This is a genomic window from Celeribacter sp. PS-C1 (genome assembly GCF_019429625.1).
Lineage (GTDB): Bacteria > Pseudomonadota > Alphaproteobacteria > Rhodobacterales > Rhodobacteraceae > Celeribacter.
Genome location: NZ_JAHXRW010000006.1, coordinates 60,188 through 78,267, shown reverse-complemented (window position 1 = coordinate 78,267; position 18,080 = coordinate 60,188). Strand labels below are relative to the sequence as shown.

Annotated in this window: 21 protein-coding genes; 17 read left to right on the top strand and 4 right to left on the bottom strand. The window is 59.7% G+C overall.

All coding sequences use genetic code 11. The annotated features are described in order from the left end of the window. Positions 1-10: 10 nt before the first annotated feature. Positions 11-1,174 (top strand): M20 aminoacylase family protein, encoded by a 1,164-nt coding sequence (locus tag J5Y17_RS10545; RefSeq protein WP_219785213.1) that lies wholly within the window; start codon positions 11-13, stop codon positions 1,172-1,174. Positions 1,175-1,283: 109 nt separating this feature from the next. On the opposite strand, the gene moaA is transcribed toward J5Y17_RS10545, so the two are convergent. Together moaA and J5Y17_RS10535 are read right to left on the bottom strand one after the other, a co-directional pair. Beyond that, a complete protein-coding gene (gene moaA, locus J5Y17_RS10540) occupies positions 1,284-2,297 on the bottom strand; it encodes a GTP 3',8-cyclase MoaA (RefSeq protein ID WP_219785212.1) in 1,014 nt (337 codons plus the stop codon). 41 nt (positions 2,298-2,338) lie between these two features. Then, positions 2,339-2,989, bottom strand: a complete 651-nt coding sequence (locus tag J5Y17_RS10535; protein WP_219785211.1) for a DNA alkylation repair protein — start codon at positions 2,987-2,989, stop codon at positions 2,339-2,341. Positions 2,990-3,052: 63 nt separating this feature from the next. On the opposite strand from J5Y17_RS10535, the gene J5Y17_RS10530 reads away from it, so the two are divergent. Next, positions 3,053-3,832 (top strand): hypothetical protein, encoded by a 780-nt coding sequence (locus J5Y17_RS10530; protein ID WP_219785210.1) that lies wholly within the window; start codon positions 3,053-3,055, stop codon positions 3,830-3,832. Between the two features lie 71 nt (positions 3,833-3,903). Here the strand turns inward: J5Y17_RS10530 and glmS are convergent, their stop codons facing one another. Next, positions 3,904-5,727 (bottom strand): glutamine--fructose-6-phosphate transaminase (isomerizing), encoded by a 1,824-nt coding sequence (glmS, locus tag J5Y17_RS10525; RefSeq protein WP_219785209.1) that lies wholly within the window; start codon positions 5,725-5,727, stop codon positions 3,904-3,906. A gap of 2 nt (positions 5,728-5,729) precedes the next feature. Beyond that, the gene (gene glmU, locus J5Y17_RS10520; RefSeq protein ID WP_219785208.1) at positions 5,730-7,082 is read right to left on the bottom strand and encodes a bifunctional UDP-N-acetylglucosamine diphosphorylase/glucosamine-1-phosphate N-acetyltransferase GlmU; all 1,353 of its coding nucleotides are present in this window, start codon (positions 7,080-7,082) and stop codon (positions 5,730-5,732) included. Between the two features lie 171 nt (positions 7,083-7,253). Here glmU and J5Y17_RS10515 point away from each other — a divergent pair, with 171 nt between their 5' ends. The 15 genes from J5Y17_RS10515 (at position 7,254) to J5Y17_RS10445 (ending at position 18,074) form a co-directional block, all read left to right on the top strand. Then, a complete protein-coding gene (locus J5Y17_RS10515; protein WP_219785207.1) occupies positions 7,254-7,919 on the top strand; it encodes an HAD-IA family hydrolase in 666 nt (221 codons plus the stop codon). Continuing rightward, positions 7,916-9,112 carry a DegT/DnrJ/EryC1/StrS aminotransferase family protein gene (locus J5Y17_RS10510; RefSeq protein WP_219785206.1) on the top strand — a complete coding sequence of 399 codons (1,197 nt, stop codon included), beginning with the start codon at positions 7,916-7,918 and terminating at the stop codon, positions 9,110-9,112. The genes J5Y17_RS10515 and J5Y17_RS10510 overlap by 4 nt, the downstream gene beginning before the upstream one ends. A 270-nt stretch (positions 9,113-9,382) precedes the next feature. Beyond that, the gene (locus J5Y17_RS10505; protein ID WP_219785205.1) at positions 9,383-9,748 is read left to right on the top strand and encodes an NADH-quinone oxidoreductase subunit A; all 366 of its coding nucleotides are present in this window, start codon (positions 9,383-9,385) and stop codon (positions 9,746-9,748) included. Next, entirely contained in the window at positions 9,739-10,272 is a 534-nt protein-coding gene (locus J5Y17_RS10500; RefSeq protein WP_167602075.1) for an NADH-quinone oxidoreductase subunit B family protein, read from the top strand. The genes J5Y17_RS10505 and J5Y17_RS10500 overlap by 10 nt, the downstream gene beginning before the upstream one ends. Before the next feature lie 12 nt (positions 10,273-10,284). After that, positions 10,285-10,884, top strand: coding sequence for an NADH-quinone oxidoreductase subunit C (locus J5Y17_RS10495; RefSeq protein WP_219785204.1), 600 nt, complete (start codon positions 10,285-10,287; stop codon positions 10,882-10,884). Position 10,885: 1 nt separating this feature from the next. Further along, positions 10,886-11,782: a sulfotransferase gene (locus tag J5Y17_RS10490; protein WP_219785203.1), complete on the top strand. Its 897-nt coding sequence runs from the start codon at positions 10,886-10,888 to the stop codon at positions 11,780-11,782. Further along, positions 11,783-13,027: an NADH-quinone oxidoreductase subunit D gene (locus J5Y17_RS10485; protein ID WP_219785202.1), complete on the top strand. Its 1,245-nt coding sequence runs from the start codon at positions 11,783-11,785 to the stop codon at positions 13,025-13,027. Further along, entirely contained in the window at positions 13,024-13,290 is a 267-nt protein-coding gene (locus J5Y17_RS10480; RefSeq protein WP_255572028.1) for a hypothetical protein, read from the top strand. Before J5Y17_RS10485 ends, J5Y17_RS10480 begins: the two co-directional genes overlap by 4 nt. After that, complete coding sequence (locus J5Y17_RS10475) at positions 13,290-14,417, top strand: NADH-quinone oxidoreductase subunit E (RefSeq protein ID WP_219785201.1); 1,128 nt, start codon at positions 13,290-13,292, stop codon at positions 14,415-14,417. Before J5Y17_RS10480 ends, J5Y17_RS10475 begins: the two co-directional genes overlap by 1 nt. A 72-nt stretch (positions 14,418-14,489) precedes the next feature. Further along, positions 14,490-15,191: a helix-hairpin-helix domain-containing protein gene (locus tag J5Y17_RS10470; protein ID WP_219785200.1), complete on the top strand. Its 702-nt coding sequence runs from the start codon at positions 14,490-14,492 to the stop codon at positions 15,189-15,191. A gap of 11 nt (positions 15,192-15,202) precedes the next feature. Next, positions 15,203-15,424, top strand: a complete 222-nt coding sequence (locus J5Y17_RS10465) for a DUF5337 domain-containing protein (protein WP_219785199.1) — start codon at positions 15,203-15,205, stop codon at positions 15,422-15,424. A 13-nt stretch (positions 15,425-15,437) separates the two neighbouring features. Continuing rightward, positions 15,438-16,736, top strand: a complete 1,299-nt coding sequence (gene nuoF / locus J5Y17_RS10460; RefSeq protein ID WP_219785198.1) for an NADH-quinone oxidoreductase subunit NuoF — start codon at positions 15,438-15,440, stop codon at positions 16,734-16,736. Between the two features lie 9 nt (positions 16,737-16,745). Continuing rightward, the gene (locus J5Y17_RS10455) at positions 16,746-17,255 is read left to right on the top strand and encodes a DUF3291 domain-containing protein (RefSeq protein ID WP_219785197.1); all 510 of its coding nucleotides are present in this window, start codon (positions 16,746-16,748) and stop codon (positions 17,253-17,255) included. Between the two features lie 4 nt (positions 17,256-17,259). Next, positions 17,260-17,682 carry a DUF5333 domain-containing protein gene (locus J5Y17_RS10450; RefSeq protein ID WP_219785196.1) on the top strand — a complete coding sequence of 141 codons (423 nt, stop codon included), beginning with the start codon at positions 17,260-17,262 and terminating at the stop codon, positions 17,680-17,682. Further along, positions 17,679-18,074, top strand: a complete 396-nt coding sequence (locus J5Y17_RS10445) for a DUF5333 family protein (RefSeq protein ID WP_219785195.1) — start codon at positions 17,679-17,681, stop codon at positions 18,072-18,074. The genes J5Y17_RS10450 and J5Y17_RS10445 overlap by 4 nt, the downstream gene beginning before the upstream one ends. Positions 18,075-18,080: the final 6 nt, after the last annotated feature.

Below are 18,080 nucleotides of genomic sequence, written 5' to 3'. Positions count from 1 at the left end.
AGAGACTGAAATGCCCATCAAGAACCGCCTTGCCGAATTGTTGCCGGAAATCACCGCATGGCGACGCGACATTCACGAAAACCCCGAGCTGATGTTTGAGCTGCCGCGCACCTCGAAAAAGGTCGCCGACTTGCTGCGCGAGTTTGGCTGTGACGAGGTGGTCGAAGGCATGGCCAAGACCGGCGTCGTGGGCGTGATCAAAGGTAAATCGGATAGCAGAGGCCGCACCATTGGGCTTCGGGCCGATATGGATGCGCTGCCGATCCTGGAGGAAACTGGTTCGGAATTTGCCTCTAAGAACCCGGGCGTGATGCATGCCTGCGGCCATGACGGTCACACCGCGATGCTCTTGGGCGCGACGAAATACCTTTGTGAGACCCGCAATTTCGACGGCACCGCCGTGGTGATTTTCCAACCCGCAGAAGAGGGCGGCGGCGGCGGTCGTGTGATGTGCGAAGAGGGGCTGATGGACCGCTTTGGCATCGATGAGGTCTACGGAATGCACAATTGGCCGAACCTGCCGACGGGCACCTTCGCGATCCGTCCGGGGCCGTTCTTTGCGGCCGCCGACGAGTTCGAGATTTACGTCAAAGGCAAAGGTGGCCACGCAGCGAAACCGCATGAAACGGTCGACAGCACGGTGACCGCCGCGCATCTGGTTCTGGCGCTGCAAACCATCGCGTCCCGCAACGTCGATCCGACGAAACAGGTGGTGGTCTCCGTTTGCACCGTAGAATCCTCGTCCAAGGCTCATAACGTGTTGCCCGCTCAGGTCTTGTTGAAAGGCACAGTGCGGACGCTGGATGCCGAGGTGCGCAAACAGGCCGAAGAGCGCCTGAAAGAGATTTGCGCCGGTGTTGGCGCCACCTACGGCGCGGAAATCGTTGTGGACTATCACCTCGGCTACCCGGTCATGGTGAACCATGATCAGGAAACCGAATACGCCATCGAGGCCGCCACGAAGGTGGCGGGCGGATGCGAAGAATATCCGCTCGTCATGGGCGGCGAGGATTTCGCCTACATGTTAGAGGAACGCCCCGGCGCCTATATCATCGTCGGCAACGGCCCCGGCGCGCCGGTGCACCATCCGAAATATATGTTCAACGACGAGGCCCTGCCTGCAGGCTGTTCGTGGTATGCCGAAATGGTGGAAAGCCGGCTGCCTGCGGCGTGAGCCTGAGTATTTGGGCTGCAATGAAGAGAGGGCGCTCCCGGTTGGGGGCGCTTTTCTTTTGTCCTTTAAGTATCCCGGGGGTGAGCCGCAGGCGAGGGGGCAGCGTCCCCTAACCTCCAGTGTGCGACATATGCCGAGACACCTGACCGTCGGGTTTTTGCCGCGAATAGTCGAAATCATGGCCTTCGGGTTTGCGGGCAATCGCAGCCTCGATGGCGCGCACCAGCGGCGCGTTGTCGTCAGGATGCGCGCGTAGGATGTCGCGGAGCGAAGCATTGTCCTCTTGGCCTAGACACATGAACAACTCGCCCGTGCAGGTCATGCGCACCCGGTTGCAGCTTTCGCAGAAGTTATGCGTCAGAGGCGTGATGAAACCGATTTTTTGCCCGGTTTCCATCAGCCGCACATAGCGCGCCGGACCGCCTGTGTTCTCGGGCAGATCGGTGAGAGTATAGCGGCTGGCCAGATCTGTGCGCAGGTCATCCAGCGACCAATATTGCCCGACGCGGTCCTCGTTGCCCAAATCGCCCATCGGCATGACCTCGATGAAGGTCAGGTCCATATCTTCGCGGGCGCACCAGTCAGTGAGGGCGAACAATTCGTCCTCGTTGAAGCCCTTGAGCGCCACCGTGTTGATCTTGACCCGCAGGCCCGCGTTGCGCGCGGCTTCGATGCCGCTCAGCACTTGTTCAAGGCGGCCCCAGCGCGTCACTCGTTGGAATTTCGCAGCATCCAGCGTGTCGAGAGAGACGTTGATCCGGCGCACACCGGCAGCATAGAGGTCCTTGGCAAAGCGGTCGAGTTGAGAGCCATTGGTGGTGACCGTCAGCTCCTTCAACGCGCCGCTGTCGAGGTGGCGCGACATGGCGTCAAAGAACGTCATAATTCCGCGCCGCACCAAAGGTTCGCCCCCCGTAATCCGCAGCTTCTCGACACCCAAATCGATGAAGGTCGAGCACATCCGGTCCAACTCTTCGAGCGTCAGCAACTCTTTCTTCGGCAAGAACGTCATGTGTTCCGACATGCAATAGACACAGCGGAAATCGCAGCGGTCCGTGACCGACACACGCAAGTAGGTGATCGGGCGGGCGAAAGGGTCGATGAGGCGGGGGGCGTGGGACATGATGCTCAATCTAGGGTGCGACAGCCGGGCTGCCAAGCGTTTCAGTCGGACTTTGTGCGCGATTGGACGACACGACGCACCATGCTCGCGCGTTTGCGATCATGTTTGCCGAGGCTCTTGAGCCAGCTGTCGGCCATGCGCGAGACGTCCTTGTCCGGGTCCTGAAGCGCATAGGTCAGCCAATAGAGCACGTCGTCGATGGCGTTCACCTCGTCCTCCGTCGGATGCGCGAGTTTCGCCAAGGGCAGGGACAGTCCCAAAGCCGCACGACGGTCTAGCGCGCGTTCGGATTTGGCGAGCTCATGCACCATGGCCATCCGCGAGAGATCGACCGCAATACGACGTGCGCCGGCGCTGGCCAAAGCATCGAGTTCGGCCCAAGTTTCTGCCTCGGAAATCCAGGCGCAAATCTGATCCCAGACAGCGGCATCGTCACTGATGCGCGCCTGAGTGAGAAGTTTCGCGGCCATCAGGCGGGCTTCGAATACGGGCTGGGTCCATAGCGCGCGCGCCAGATCGAGACGCTCGGGGAAGCCGACGTCCTGGCGCCAGCTTCGGGCCAGATCTTCAAGCGTTTGGGGCGAAACCCCCAAGGCCTCCGACGTGCCCGTGCGGCCGATTATTGCCGACGCCTTCTCCGGATCGGCGGAATGATGCAAGGTCTCCATGGCCGTTTCTGCGGTGATCGACATTTTTTTGCCTTTTTGTAGAGGTAAGTCTTGTTCAGCCAAAACCACAAGAGAGCCATAGGGACAATGAAAAACCTCATCAAACTGGTCTTGACCGCCTCCGCCTTTGCTTACGCGATGCCTATCGTGACGGCAGATTTCGGCGGTCTTAACGGTGCAGAAGCACGCAGCGAAAACTCCAATGGGGGCAACTCCGGTGACCGTGGAAACTCCGGCAATCGCGGGAACTCCGGTGATCGCGGCAATTCCGGCAAGGACGCAAGTGCCGAACGCGGCAATTCCGGAAAACCGGCTGGTAAACCTCTGGCCGCGTCGCTCAAGTCTTTGAATTCCTTGGGTCGCAATATGAACGGCATCATGAATTCCTCCGATCCGAAGATGGTGCCGATCAAAGAATATTTGAGCGCAGTCGCCGCAAATGAGGAAGCCGAGGATGCTTACGATACGGCCAATGCGGCTTATGCGGACAGCTATGCCGATCTTGCGGCCTCTGCTGCAGCTCTCAACCTGTCTTCCGACCCGGCTGACTGGGCAGATGAAATCGACCAGTTGAGCGCCGACCTTGAGGCGAATCCTGTCGCGGAAGGCGAAGAGGGGTATCAGGAATACCTCGATCAGGTCGCAGCCGTGGAGCAAGCCAAGGCTGAGCTGGAGCAGGCATTGGCTGACAAAGCCGTTCTCGATGCAGCTGAGGCGACATTGGCTGAAACAGAAGAAGCGATTTCTGACGAGGCTTTGACCGAAGCACTTGTGGCCGCTCAAAATGCGACCGGCAACGGTCCGATCACCGCGGATGATATCACGCCGGAAATGTTGGCCTACGCGCGGTCCAAACTCGACGTCTAAGCCTTAGAGCGCACTGACCCCAGAGGTCCACGTCGAAACCGCCCCCTTCCGGGGCGGTTTCTTTTTGAACGTTATTCGACCGTTACGGATTTCGCGAGATTGCGCGGCTGATCGACATCCGTGCCCTTTGCGACCGCTGTGTGATAGGCGATGAGCTGGGCCGGAATGGCGTAGAGCAGGGGAGCGAAAAAGTCCGGCGCTTCGGGCATTTGCACCGCCTGCCAAACCCCGTCGGAGGCGATCTCCAGTCCTTTTTTGTCAGAGACCAAAAGTACCTTTCCGCCGCGCGCCATCACCTCTTGCATGTTCGACACCGTTTTGTCGAACAATGCATCATGCGGCGCGAAAACGATCACGGGTGTGTGGCTGTCGATCAGAGCAATTGGTCCGTGCTTCAACTCGCCTGACGCATAGCCTTCGGCGTGGATGTAGCTGATTTCCTTGAGTTTCAGGGCGCCTTCGAGGGCCAGGGGATACATCGGGCCACGGCCCAGGAACAGCACGTCGGTGGCTTCGGACAGCTCGTTGGAGACGGCGTTGAGGCGGTCGTCCAGATCGAGCGCGCGGGTCAAAAGCCCCGGCAGCGTGCGCAGCTCAGCGAGGCGCTGGGCCAGCGTCGCATCGTCGATCTCGCCGCGTTGATGCGCGGCCTCCAGCGCCAAAAGTGCGAGCACCGTCAGCTGGCAGGAGAAAGCCTTGGTCGAGGCCACGCCGACCTCGACACCCGCCAAAATCGGCAGAGCGATGTCGCTTTCGCGCGCGATGGAGCTTTCCGCGACGTTGACGACAGAGACGATCTTGTCGGCCTTGCCGGACATGTATCTGAGAGCTGCCAAAGTGTCGGCGGTCTCGCCCGATTGGCTGACGAAAATCGCCAGCGTCCGCGGCGCAACCGGCGGTTCGCGGTAGCGGAACTCGGAGGCCACGTCGATCTCGACCGGAATGCGCGCCACCTGTTCGAGCCAGTATTTCGCCGTGTAACAGGCGTAATAGGCCGTGCCGCACGCGACCATGATGATCCGGTCGAAGGCCCCGAAATCTATCCCCGGATCGGGCAGCACGATGCCGGTGTCATCTGCGTTGAGATAATAGGCCAGAGCCTCGGAAATCACGGTGGGCTGTTCGGCGATTTCTTTCGCCATGAAATGTTTGTGCCCGGCTTTTTCAATGCGGGCGGCGTTCATGGCGATGGTGCGGCGTGCGCGTTGCACCTGAGCGCCGGTCTCGTCGAAAATCTCGAGGCTGTCGCGGGTGATCACCGCCCGGTCGCCTTCGTCGAGATAGGTGACCTGATCTGTCATGGGAGCGAGCGCGATGGCATCGGAGCCCACGAACATCTCGCCCTTGCCGTGACCGATGGCCAGCGGCGAGCCTTTGCGCGCGGCAACCAAAAGGTCCTCCTCGCCGTCAAACAGGAAACAGAGCGCAAAGGCGCCCTCAAGCGTGTCGATGGTCGCCATCGCGGCCTCCACCGGCGCTTTGCCCGCGTCCATGAAGCTCTGGCACAGAAGGACAACGGTTTCCGTGTCCGTCTGGGTCCCGAATTGATAGCCTTTTTTGCCAAGTTCTTCGCGCAGTTCGCGGAAATTCTCGATGATGCCGTTGTGGACCACGGCCACAGGACCGGCCTTGTGCGGATGGGCGTTGACCACGGAGGGCGCGCCGTGCGTGGCCCAGCGGGTGTGACCGATGCCGGATTTGCCCGCGAGCGGCTCATGCACCAACAGATCGGACAGGTTCACCAGCTTGCCGACCGCACGACGGCGGTCCAGCTTGCCGTTCGACACGGTGGCGATCCCGGCGCTGTCATAGCCGCGATATTCCAGCCGTTTGAGCGCTTCAACGAGGATCGGCGCCGCTTCGTGATTTCCCAAAACCCCTACAATACCGCACATTTTTACTGCCCTTTTTGCTTTTTAGCCTTCAAAGACTTTAACTTTTCGAACATTCGCACCGCGAGCATCGGTTTGTTCACCTGTTTCGCCCGCGCAATCGCCAAGGCGCCCGGCTCGATGTCGGAGGTGATCACCGATCCGCTGGCCGTCATGGCTTCATCGCCGACGGTGACGGGCGCGACCAGCATGGTGTTTGACCCGATGAAGGCATCGCGGCCCACAACAGTGCGATGTTTGAAGACGCCGTCGTAATTACAGGTGATCGTGCCCGCGCCCACATTCGTGCCGTCGCCGATGTCTGCATCGCCAATGTAGGTCAGGTGATTCACCTTGGTGCCTTCGCCGATCTGGGCGTTTTTCACCTCGACGAAATTGCCGATATGCGCGTTGTTCGCCAGCTCTGCACCGGGACGCAGACGGGCGAAGGGACCGACGGTCGAGCCCATCGAGACATGGCAGCCCTCGAAGTGGCTGAAGGCACGGATGCGGGTCTGGGATTCCACGGTCACACCGGGGCCAAAGATCACGTTGGGCTCCACCACCGTGTCGCGGCCGATATAGGTGTCGAGCGAGAAAAATACTGTTTCGGGCGCCATTAGCGTGACGCCATTCTCAAGCGCTTCCGCGCGTTTCGCCGTTTGAAAAATGCCTTCGGCACGGGCCAGTTCAGCGCGGGTGTTCACGCCAAGCGTTTCGGATTCGTCACAGGCGACCGCGGTCGCCGTCTTGCCGGTTTTCCACGCGATTTCAACGATGTCCGGCAGGTAATATTCCCCCGCGGCATTGTCATTGCCGACCTGTTCGAGCAGATCAAACAACACAGTCGCATCCGCCGCCACCAGACCTGAGTTGCAGAAGGTGATCGCGCGCTCGGTCTCTGTTGCGTCTTTGAATTCCACAATGCGGGTGAGCTTGTCGCCCTCCATCACCAAACGCCCGTAACGCGCCGGGTCTTTGGCCCCAAACCCAAGCACGACCACATCGGCCGACTTGCGCGCCTCCGCCATGCGCAGGATCGTGTCCTCGGAAATGAACGGCGTGTCGCCATAAAGCACGATGGCGTCGCCTTCGAACCCCTCAAGTGCCGCTTTTGCCTGCAACACGGCATGCGCCGTGCCGAGCTGTTCTTCTTGGCGGGCGATCACGATTTCCTCGTCGATCTTTGCGGCTTCTGCCGCCACCTGATCGCCGCCGTGACCCACGACCAAGACCGTGCGTTCAGGGTCGAGAGCTGCGCCCGAAGCCAGTGCATGGGCAAACATCGGCGCGTTGCCGATCGGGTGCAGGACCTTGGGCAGGTCGGAATTCATCCGTGTGCCTTGGCCGGCGGCCAAAAGAATGAGGGCTGTTGCCATGGTGTTCGTCCCGATCTGCTCTTTTCTTTATCTGTTTGCCGTTTTACCCATGACACGCAGCACCGCAAGGTCCCACAGGGCTGAGGGGCTTCACTTATTCTGACGCCAGATTACATCGTTCAGCGGGAGTTTGCCCAAAACAGACCCGCCGTTGTCGAAAAAGGACCAGACATGCGCACAGTGATTTTCGATCTCGACGGCACGCTTGCGGACACCTCCGCCGATTTGATCGCGGCGGCCAATGCCTGTTTCCGCGGCTTGGGTTACGGCGATGTGCTGGACGCGCAAGCAGATGCTCATACGGCCTTTCGCGGCGGCCGGGCGATGCTGACACTTGGGTTTTCTCGGGTGAAACCCGGGTTCATGGATGATGACATCATGGCGCAATATCCGGTGTTGTTGGAGGCTTACGCCGAAGACATCGACACCCACACGCAACTCTACGAGGGCGCGGAGGAGGCCATTGAGGCGCTGCGCAGCGGCGGCTATGCAGTGGGTGTTTGCACGAACAAGCCCGAGGATCTGGCGGATCGGTTGCTCACACGTTTGGGCGTGCGCGATCTTTTTGGGTCGATGATCGGGGCAAAAACGGTTGGCGTCTCTAAACCCGATCCGAAACCCTATCTGGCCGCGGTCGAAGAGGCCGGCGGCGTGCTGTCGCAATCTTTCCTCGTGGGCGATACCGAAACGGATCGGTCCACCGCCAAGGCGGCAGGCGTGCCTTGCGCTTTGGTGACCTTCGGACCCGATGGCGATGGGGTGAAACGGTTGGAGCCGGAGGCGCTGCTGACGCATTACAACGACTTGGGTCGGCTGACGCGGGAGTTGATCGGATGAGTGGCGAGGTTTTTAAAGGCAATTTCACCCAGCAAGAGCCAATCCCCGAAGAGGCCATTAAGGCCGCTGTGGCGGTGATGCGCTCGGGGCGCTTGCATCGCTACAACACCGCGCCGAATGAGGCGGGGGAGGTGGCCCTGCTTGAACAGGAATTCGCCGCCTATACGGGGGCGAAATATTGCCTTGCGGTGGCATCTGGCGGCTATGCCCTGGGCTGTGCCTTGCGCGCCTTGGAGGTCCAGCCCGATGAGCCGGTCCTGACCAACGCCTTTACGCTAGCCCCCGTGCCCGGTGCGATTGCGAGTGTTGGCGCCAAGCCGGTTTTCGTCGGTGTGACCGAAGGGCTGGTGATTGATCTCGATGATCTGCAGGTGAAGATCGCGGAGACGGGCGCCAAGGTCCTGATGCTATCCCACATGCGCGGCCATATCGTCGATATGGATGCGCTGATGTATATCTGTAATGGCGCGGGCGTGGCGGTCATTGAGGATTGCGCCCATACGATGGGGGCGCATTGGGATGGTGTGCCGTCGGGGCGGCATGGCGTCATCGGCTGCTATTCTACACAGACCTACAAACACATCAATTCGGGCGAGGGCGGTTTCCTCATCACCGATGATGAGGAGATCGCCGCGCGCGCCATCATGTTGTCGGGATCGTACATGTTATATGGTAAGCACTTGGCCGGTCCTGCCCCTGAAGTGTTCGAAAAGGTCAAATATACCACGCCGAATGTCTCGGGTCGAATGGACCATCTGCGGGCTGCGATCCTGCGTGTGCAGTTGCGGAGCTTGGATGCTCAGGTCGAGAACTGGAGTGCGCGGTATCGCGTGGTCGAGGAGGGGCTGCGGGACACGCAGAGTCTCACTTTGATAGAGCGACCGCAGCAAGAACATTATGTTGGCTCGTCGTTTCAATTCCTGCTGATGGATTGGCCGGACGCCAAGATCGAAGCGCTGGTCGCCGCCTGTCTCAAACGTGGTGTCGAGCTGAAGTGGTTTGGGGCGCCGGAGCCGGTGGCCTTTACCTCGCGCTATGAAAGCTGGCGTTATGCCGAACCGCAGAGCCTGCCTGACAGTGATCGGGTGCTGCGCGCGATCATGGATATGCGTCTGCCGCTGACCTTTAGCCTTGAAGATTGCGCAATGTTGGCGCGGATCATTCGAGATGAGGTAACGCGCTTGGCGCTCTGATCTCGCGTGCAAGCGATCATTTTCCTAGTTTTTTTGTCGGGATAGGCGTTCGAATCGCGGCATGGAAATTTTTGCCGCGGTGCGGCTGAGAAAACATGCGTCACAGGTGAAAAAACTTCGCAGCCCCCTTGAAACAAGGGGCTTTCTCAGGTCCGCGTTGGTTGACCATATTGTCGCAGAGGGCTAAACCACCCAAAGCTAGCAAAGCAGCGCGCCTGCGATCGCCTGACATCCGTCCCGCGAAGAAGCGCGCCTATCAAGGAGCCGCTCGTGGAAGACTTGCTTCGGGAATATCTCCCTATCGTCATTTTCATAGGCCTCGCCATCGCGCTGGGTCTTGTGTTCATCTTCGCAGCTCTCATCCTCGCCGTTCGCAATCCCGACCCTGAAAAAGTGTCGGCCTATGAGTGCGGGTTCAACGCATTCGACGACGCGCGGATGAAATTCGACGTGCGGTTCTACCTCGTGTCGATCCTGTTCATCATTTTCGATCTCGAAATCGCTTTCCTCTTCCCCTGGGCCGTCGCGTTCAAGGACATCGGAGTGGTGGGCTTTTGGTCGATGATGGTGTTCCTCGCTGTGCTGACCGTGGGCTTTGCCTATGAATGGAAGAAAGGGGCGCTGGAATGGGCGTGACGACCGGAGCCAACACCGCAGGTGTGGACAAGGAACATTCCACGCAGGTTCTCAACAAGGAACTGCAGGACAAGGGCTTTTTGCTGACGTCCACGGAAGACATCATCAACTGGGCGCGCACAGGCTCTTTGCACTGGATGACCTTTGGTCTCGCCTGCTGCGCCGTCGAGATGATGCACACCTCCATGCCGCGTTATGACCTTGAGCGTTACGGCACCGCCCCGCGCGCCTCTCCGCGTCAGTCCGACCTGATGATCGTTGCGGGCACGCTGACCAACAAGATGGCGCCTGCGTTGCGCAAGGTCTACGACCAGATGCCGGAGCCGCGTTACGTGATCTCCATGGGGTCCTGCGCCAACGGTGGCGGTTACTATCACTACAGCTATTCGGTGGTGCGCGGTTGCGACCGCATCGTGCCCGTGGACGTCTATGTCCCCGGCTGCCCGCCGACCGCAGAGGCGCTGATGTATGGCATTCTGCAGCTGCAACGCAAAATCCGCCGCACCGGCACGATTGCCCGCTAAGGAGAGCATGAGATGAGCGAAGCCCTCCAAGAACTTGCCGCGCATATTGAGATCAAGCGTCCGAATGATGTGCTGAAAACCGAGGTGGCTTACGGCGAGCTGACCGTTACGGTCACCTCCGCAGGCATCGTCGATTTCATCGAGTTTCTGAAGACCGACAGCACCTGTAAATTCTCCTCGCTGGTGGACATCACGGCGGTCGATCACCCGAGCCGCGATCAACGGTTTGACGTGGTTTATCACTTCCTGTCGATGTACCAAAACCAACGCATCCGCGTCGTCGCACCCGTGCGCGAAGAGGAAACCATCCCGTCGATCATCTCGGTCCACCCCTCTGCGGGCTGGTTCGAACGCGAGACCTTCGACATGTTCGGGATCATCTTCTCCGGTCACCCGGACCTGCGTCGCCTGCTGACGGATTACGGTTTCCGTGGCTACCCGCTGCGCAAGGATTTTCCGGCAACGGGCTACACCGAAGTGCGTTATGACGAAGAGCTGAAACGCGTCGTCTATGAGCCGGTGAGCCTCGTGCAGGAATACCGCCAGTTCGACAACCTCTCCCCGTGGGAAGGCGCGAAATATATCCTTCCCGGCGACGAGAAGGGAGCCTGATGTGAACGGCGATCCGGCCATCATGATCTGCGTTGGCGCGACCAAAGCGGGCACCAGCTCGCTTTATCGCTATTTGCACGATCATCCGGATTGCCACCTGCGCTCGATCAAGGAAATCCACTATTTCGACACCGTTGAGAACAACGATTACGCGTTTCAGTTCGACGTCTTCTCGCGGCTGCGCGCGGATTTGATTCAGCGGCAGGACATCGCAAAGAAGAACGCGAACAAGTGGAAGACCGAGAACCTGCAACGCCAGATCGACGATGTCGACGAGATGGTGCGCATTCTGGAACTGGGTGCGGAGGGGGTCTCCGACTATCTCTTCTACCTTCTGGACGGGATCGGCACGCGCAAACTCGCGGGCGACATTACGCCGGGTTACGGGTTGCTCTCCGAGGAGCGGCTGCGCGACATGGCCCATATGGCGCCGGACGTGCGGTTCGTCTTCATGATGCGCGATCCGGTGGACCGGCTGTGGTCGCATGTGCGGATGCAGGCCACGCGCCAGCGCCGCCCCGGCGAAGAGGTTGCGGTCAAGGCCAAGCGGATCATGAACCGAGTGGTCAACCGCGAGCTGGAAAAACACATTGCGCCGCGTGGCGACTACGAAGGCATCGTGGAAAAGCTCAAACGTGCGGTGCCCGAAGACAAGCTTTTGGTGGGTTTCACCGAAGATCTTTTGACGGGCGAGGGGCTAAAGACGCTCTGCGCCTTTTTGGGGATCGCGGAAAAACCCGTGGACCGAGAACCGCACGCTCATGAGGGCGTGAAACTGCAACTGAGTGACAAACAACGGCATGAGGCGGCGCGCTTTTTGGCCCCGCAATATGCCTATGTGGAAAAGACCTTTGGCGAGCTGCCCGCGCGGTGGCAAGCGAATATGGCGAGGATCTGAATGATGGACGGCGACATCCGGCAAAACACCTATGATGATGGGTCTCAGGACGCGGGCAGCGGCGAACAGAAGATCCGGAATTTCAACATCAACTTCGGGCCCCAGCACCCTGCGGCCCACGGTGTGTTGCGGATGGTTCTGGAACTCGATGGCGAGATCGTGGAACGTGCCGACCCGCATATCGGGCTTTTGCACCGCGGCACCGAAAAGCTGATGGAAAACCGCACCTATCTGCAAAACCTGCCGTATCTCGACCGCCTCGACTACGTGGCGCCGATGAACCAGGAACATGCCTGGTGTCTGGCGATCGAACGTCTGGCCGGTGTCGAAATCCCGCGCCGCGCGTCTCTCATCCGCGTGCTCTATTCCGAGATCGGCCGTGTGCTGAACCACCTCCTGAACGTCACCACCGGCGCGATGGACGTGGGCGCTTTGACGCCGCCGCTCTGGGGCTTTGAAGAGCGTGAAAAGCTCATGATCTTCTACGAGCGCGCCTGTGGCGCCCGTCTGCACTCCGCCTATTTCCGCCCGGGTGGCGTCCATCAGGACCTGCCGCCGGAGCTGATCGACGATATCGAGGCCTGGGCCGACGCCTTCCCGAAGGTTTTGGACGACATTCACTACCTGATCTCCGACAACCGCATCTTCAAACAGCGGACCGTCGACATCGGTCTGATCACGGAACAAGAAGCGCTCGATTGGGGCTTCTCCGGCGTGATGGTGCGTGGCTCCGGCATGGCTTGGGACCTGCGTCGCAGCCAGCCCTACGAATGCTACGACGAATTCGACTTCCAGATCCCTGTTGGCACCAATGGCGACTGCTACGACCGCTACATGGTGCGGATGCAGGAGATGACCGAGGCGACGAAGATCATAAAACAATGTGTGGCCAAGCTGCGTGAGCCGGAAAATCAGGGTGACGTTCTGGCCCGCGGCAAACTCACGCCGCCGAAGCGCAAGGATATGAAGACCTCCATGGAGGCGCTTATCCACCACTTCAAACTCTACACCGAAGGCTTCAAACTGCCCGAGGGCGAGGTCTACGCCGCCGTGGAAGCGCCGAAAGGCGAATTCGGCGTCTACCTCAATTCGGACGGCTCGAACAAACCCTACCGCGCCAAGTTGCGAGCGCCGGGCTTCCTTCACTTGCAGGCGATGGATCACATGGCGAAGGGTCACCAACTGGCAGACGTCTCCGCCCTCATCGCCACCATGGACATCGTTTTCGGGGAGGTCGACCGTTGACCCGCTATCTTACTCTCGCCGCCATGTTCGGCATGGCTGCGCCTGCGGCTTTTGCCGAGACATCCCTCGCGGATATGGTGTCGAATTCAATCGGCTATGTGATGGTGCGTGAGAACGTGATCCTGATCGAAGGCGAATATGATGCGAACCTGTGCCGGATCGAAGCCGGCAACGATGCTTTCGACGCCTATGCCGCCGAAGGAAAACTGGCCGATGACATGGTGTCGGTCACCTGCATTCCTCTTGAGGAGTTCAAAGACTAATGCTGCGCCGTCTTCATTCTGAACAACCCGCCTCTTTCGAATTTACGCCCGCGAACCTCGCCTGGGCGGAGGGGCAGATCGCGAAATACCCCGAAGGGCGTCAGCAATCTGCGGTGATCCCGCTGTTGTGGCGCGCGCAAGAGCAAGAGGGCTGGCTCACCAAACCGGCCATCGAATATATCGCCGATATGCTGGGCATGGCCGATATTCGTGTGCTCGAAGTCGCGACCTTCTACTTCATGTTCCAGCTGCAACCGGTTGGGTCTGTGGCGCATATTCAGGTCTGCGGCACCACCACCTGCATGATCTGCGGCTCGGGCGACATCATTTCGGTCTGCAAAGAGAAAATCGCGCCGAAGCCGCATATGCTGTCGGCTGACGGCAAGTTCTCTTGGGAAGAGGTCGAATGCCTTGGTGCCTGCGCAAACGCGCCAATGGCCCAGATTGGCAAGGACTATTACGAGGACCTGACCGCCGAGAATTTCTCCAAACTTCTGGACGATATGGCGGCGGGCAACGTGCCGGTGCCGGGTTCGCAAACCGGGCGCTATTCCTCCGAACCCGCCGGCGGTCCGGTGGTTCTGGCCGAGTACAAAGGCACGGGCGCGCAGTATAACGGGTCTGTGCAGCGCGCAGTGGACATTGGCGACGGTTTGAAACGCATCGACGGCACCGAAGTGCCGCTTTTGACGCCGTGGATATCCAAAGGCGCGGGGCATGGTGGCGCGGGCAAATCCGTGCCGAAACCGGCGCCGACGCCGAAATCCGCTGTGCAACAGGCGGCGGAAAAGAAAGCTGCTGAGAAAGCCGAGGCTCCGAAAGCCGAAGCCGCTTCAGTTGCGGTCGAGGTCGCGGAGAAGAAACCGCGCACCATGAAAGCGCCGCGCAAGGCTGGCGCCGATGATCTGAAAAAACTCAAAGGCGTTGGGCCGAAGCTTGAGCAGACGCTCAATGAGCTTGGCTTCTGGCACTACGATCAGGTCGCGAAATGGACGGCGGAAGAGATCGCCTGGGTCGACAGCCGCTTGAAGTTCAAAGGCCGGATCGAACGCGATGGCTGGATCGAACAAGCTAAAATCCTCGCCGAAGGCGGCGAGACCGAATTCTCTAAACGTGCGAAATACTGATACTTAAAGCTCGAGAGGCCATAAAAATCCGGCCCGAATGAGTGACCAACAGGGATATTTCAGGAGTAACACATGACGGAAGCACAGCAGGCTAAGACGCCTAAAATCGGATTGATCGCCGCGATCTGCGGTGTGATCGCCTTTTTGGCACTGATGTGGGTCGCGGGCTATTCGACGGGGGCTTCGGTCATCGTCGGCGTTCTCGTGGCGCTCTTGGTGGCGATCCTGCTGTGGATCGGTTGGTATGAAGACACGACGGAGGCCAATGTCGGCCATCCGGAAGCCGATGTCAGCGCCTCTGGCCTGATGGCGACCTCTGGCATCGGCGATGAGCCGGCGTCGGCGGCGGATGAGATTGCGGTCGAGCCGCACGCAGCGGACACCCGCGAAGTGCGCTCGGCGGCTGCGGCGGCAACGCCGGAGGCCCATCCGGTCGATGAACCGGAAGCGGTCGAAGAAGAAGTTGAAGACAAGGTGGAGGCAGCCCCGGTTGCCTTCGCTGACGTTCCAGAAGCCGCCGTTGTGGCAGAGCCTGATGATCTGAAGACGATCAAGGGCGTGGGGCCGAAAATCGAGGTGCAGCTGCATGAGCGGGGGATCACCACCTTCGCGCAGGTGGCCGCACTGAGCGCCGATGAAATCGAGGCCTTGGGCGCAGCCCTCAAAGGCACCTCGGCTGCGCAGCTGACGAAATGGGCCGAACAGGCCAAAATTCTCGCCGCTGGCGGGGACACGGAATTCTCGAAACGCGTCAAGGATGGCGACGTTTATTGAGGAGTAAGGAAATGGTGCCTGACAAGGACCAGCATTTGGCGAAAAAGGCGCGCATGGTCGCCGTCGTGATCGCCGTCACGATGTTAGTCTGGTTGGGGACACAATGGTTGGGTGGGAAACTCGGATTGCCGTCGCGCTACGCGTTTCTCCTCGATCTTGCCGCTTTGGCCGGGTTCGTCTGGTCGTTTGTGGTGATGTATCAGATTTGGCGTGACACGCGCCGGAAAGACTGAAGGGACAAGAGCGATGCTCAAGGATCAGGATCGGATCTTTACCAACCTCTACGGCATGCATGACCGTAGCCTTGCGGGCGCCAAAAAGCGCGGGCATTGGGATGGCACGGCGGGCATTCTCGCCAATGGACGCGACTGGATCATCGACCAGATGAAGGCCTCCGGTCTGCGTGGTCGTGGCGGCGCGGGCTTCCCGACGGGTCTGAAATGGTCCTTCATGCCGAAAGAAAGCGACGGTCGCCCGGCCTATCTGGTGATCAACGCCGACGAATCCGAGCCCGCGACCTGTAAGGACCGCGAAATCATGCGCCATGACCCGCATACGCTGGTCGAAGGGGCCTTGATTGCCGGTTTCGCCATGGGCGCTGTAGCCGCTTACATCTACATCCGCGGCGAATATATCCGCGAGAAAGAGGCGCTTCAGGCCGCGATCGACGAGGCCTATGACGCCGGTCTCATTGGCCGCAACGCCTGCAAATCCGGCTATGATTTCGACATCTATCTGCACCACGGGGCAGGGGCCTATATCTGTGGCGAGGAAACCGCCCTCATCGAGTCTCTCGAAGGCAAAAAGGGTATGCCCCGGATGAAACCGCCCTTCCCGGCGGGCGCGGGTCTTTACGGTTGCCCGACCACGGTGAACAACGTCGAATCCATCGCCGTCGTGCCGACGATCCTGCGGCGTGGCGCCGAGTGGTTCGCCTCCTTCGGTCGTCCGAACAACGCGGGCACCAAGCTCATGGCGCTCACCGGCCACGTCAACACGCCCTGCGTGTTCGAGGAAGAAATGTCGATGTCCGTGCGCGAGATCATCGAGAAACATGGCGGCGGCATTCGCGGCGGCTGGGACAACCTCAAGGCCATCATTCCGGGCGGGGCGTCCTGTCCGGTGTTGCCGAAAGAGGCGCTGGAAGACGCGATCTTTGACTTCGACTGGATGCGTGAGAATAAGTCCTCCTTCGGCACCGGCTGTATGATCGTGATGGACAATTCCGTCGATGTGGTCAAAGCGGTCTGGCGTCTGTCGGCCTTCTTCAAGCACGAGTCCTGCGGCCAGTGTACTCCGTGCCGCGAAGGCACCGGCTGGATGATGCGCGTGATGGACCGTCTGGTGACGGGCGATGCGGAGATCGAAGAGATCGACATGTTGCTCGACGTGACCAAACAGGTCGAAGGCCACACCATCTGTGCGCTTGGCGACGCGGCGGCTTGGCCGATTCAGGGTCTGATCCGTCACTTCCGTGATGACATCGAAGAGCGCATCAAAATCAAGAAAACCGGTCGCGTGTCGGCGGCTTTTGCGGCGGAGTGATCTGATTTCATGACCTCTTCTGTGACCTCGACCAAACATATCGCGGAGCTCAACATCGGGCGGCTTGTGGCCGAACCCGGTGACGCGCGCGTGGCCGAGTTCATGGGCGCGCTCGACAAGATCAACGGCATGGGCAAACGCATGCCGGGGTTTGTCTGGATGGCCGAGGGCTCGGGTGAGCCGGGCACCGGGAATACGGAAAACAACATTGGCAATGATCCGAAATTCGTCGCCAATCTCACCGTGTGGGAAGACGTTGAAAGCCTTGAGCATTTCGTTTTCAACACGGTGCACAAACAATTTTACGACCGCCGCGAGGAATGGTTCGAGCTGATGCAGGACCAGCATTTCGTGATGTGGTACGTGGAACCCGGGCATAAGCCCACCTTGGACGAGGCGCTCGAACGTCTCGCCTACAAACAAAAACATGGGGACAGCGATCAGGCCTTTGGCTGGTCGTACATCAAAGAGGCCAAGCTTTTCCGTGAGAAAAGCTGTCGGCCCGTTGCTGCGGAGTAGTCCCATGAATTTGACAAAACATATCGCCCTCGCTTTTGCGTTTACGGCCCCCCTGATGGCCGGTGCCGCCGCTGCGGCGGAGCTGCCGCCGCTGCGAGAGGTGCAAGAGATCGACCAGAACATGCTTTGGGCCGGTCTTGCCGTCGAAGTGTCGGATGAATGCTCGACCATCGAGGTCAAGAAAATCAAAGGCATTTCCTTCCTCTGGGGCCTGAAAAACAAGGCCTCGGCCATGGGCTACACGGATGACGAGATCCGCGCCTATGTCGAAAGCGACGATGAGGAAGCCCGCATTCGCCGTCTGGGCGAGGCCTATGTGCGTCAGGCCGGGTTCGATCCGAAAACCCCCGAGGGCCTTTGTGCCTTTGGTGAGGCGGAGATTGCTCGCGGGTCCGTCATTGGCTCTTTCCTTAGGAGCACAAAATGACCCGTCGTATCACATATGCCGCTCTGATCGCTCTGTTGGCGACGCCTGTGATGGCGCAAGACATCATAGCGGACGAAGAGATTTCCGCCGTGCTCGTCGACAATATGATTGTCACGGAACTGACGACGATCTGCCCCAAACTGGCCCCGCGCCCGGCGCGCGTGAACCAGCAGGCGAAAGACATGATGAGCGTGATCACGGCCAAGGGCTATGGCGCGCAGGACATTCAATCGCTGCAAGACCCGGCGTTTATCGCCACGCTTGCCGCGAAATCGGAACGCTTCTTTGCCGCCAACGGCATTGAAAAACGGGATACGGAGGCGATGTGCGCCTTCGGCAAAGCGCAGATTGCGAAGCGGACGCCGCTTGGCAAACTCATGAAGAACAGGTGATGCAGA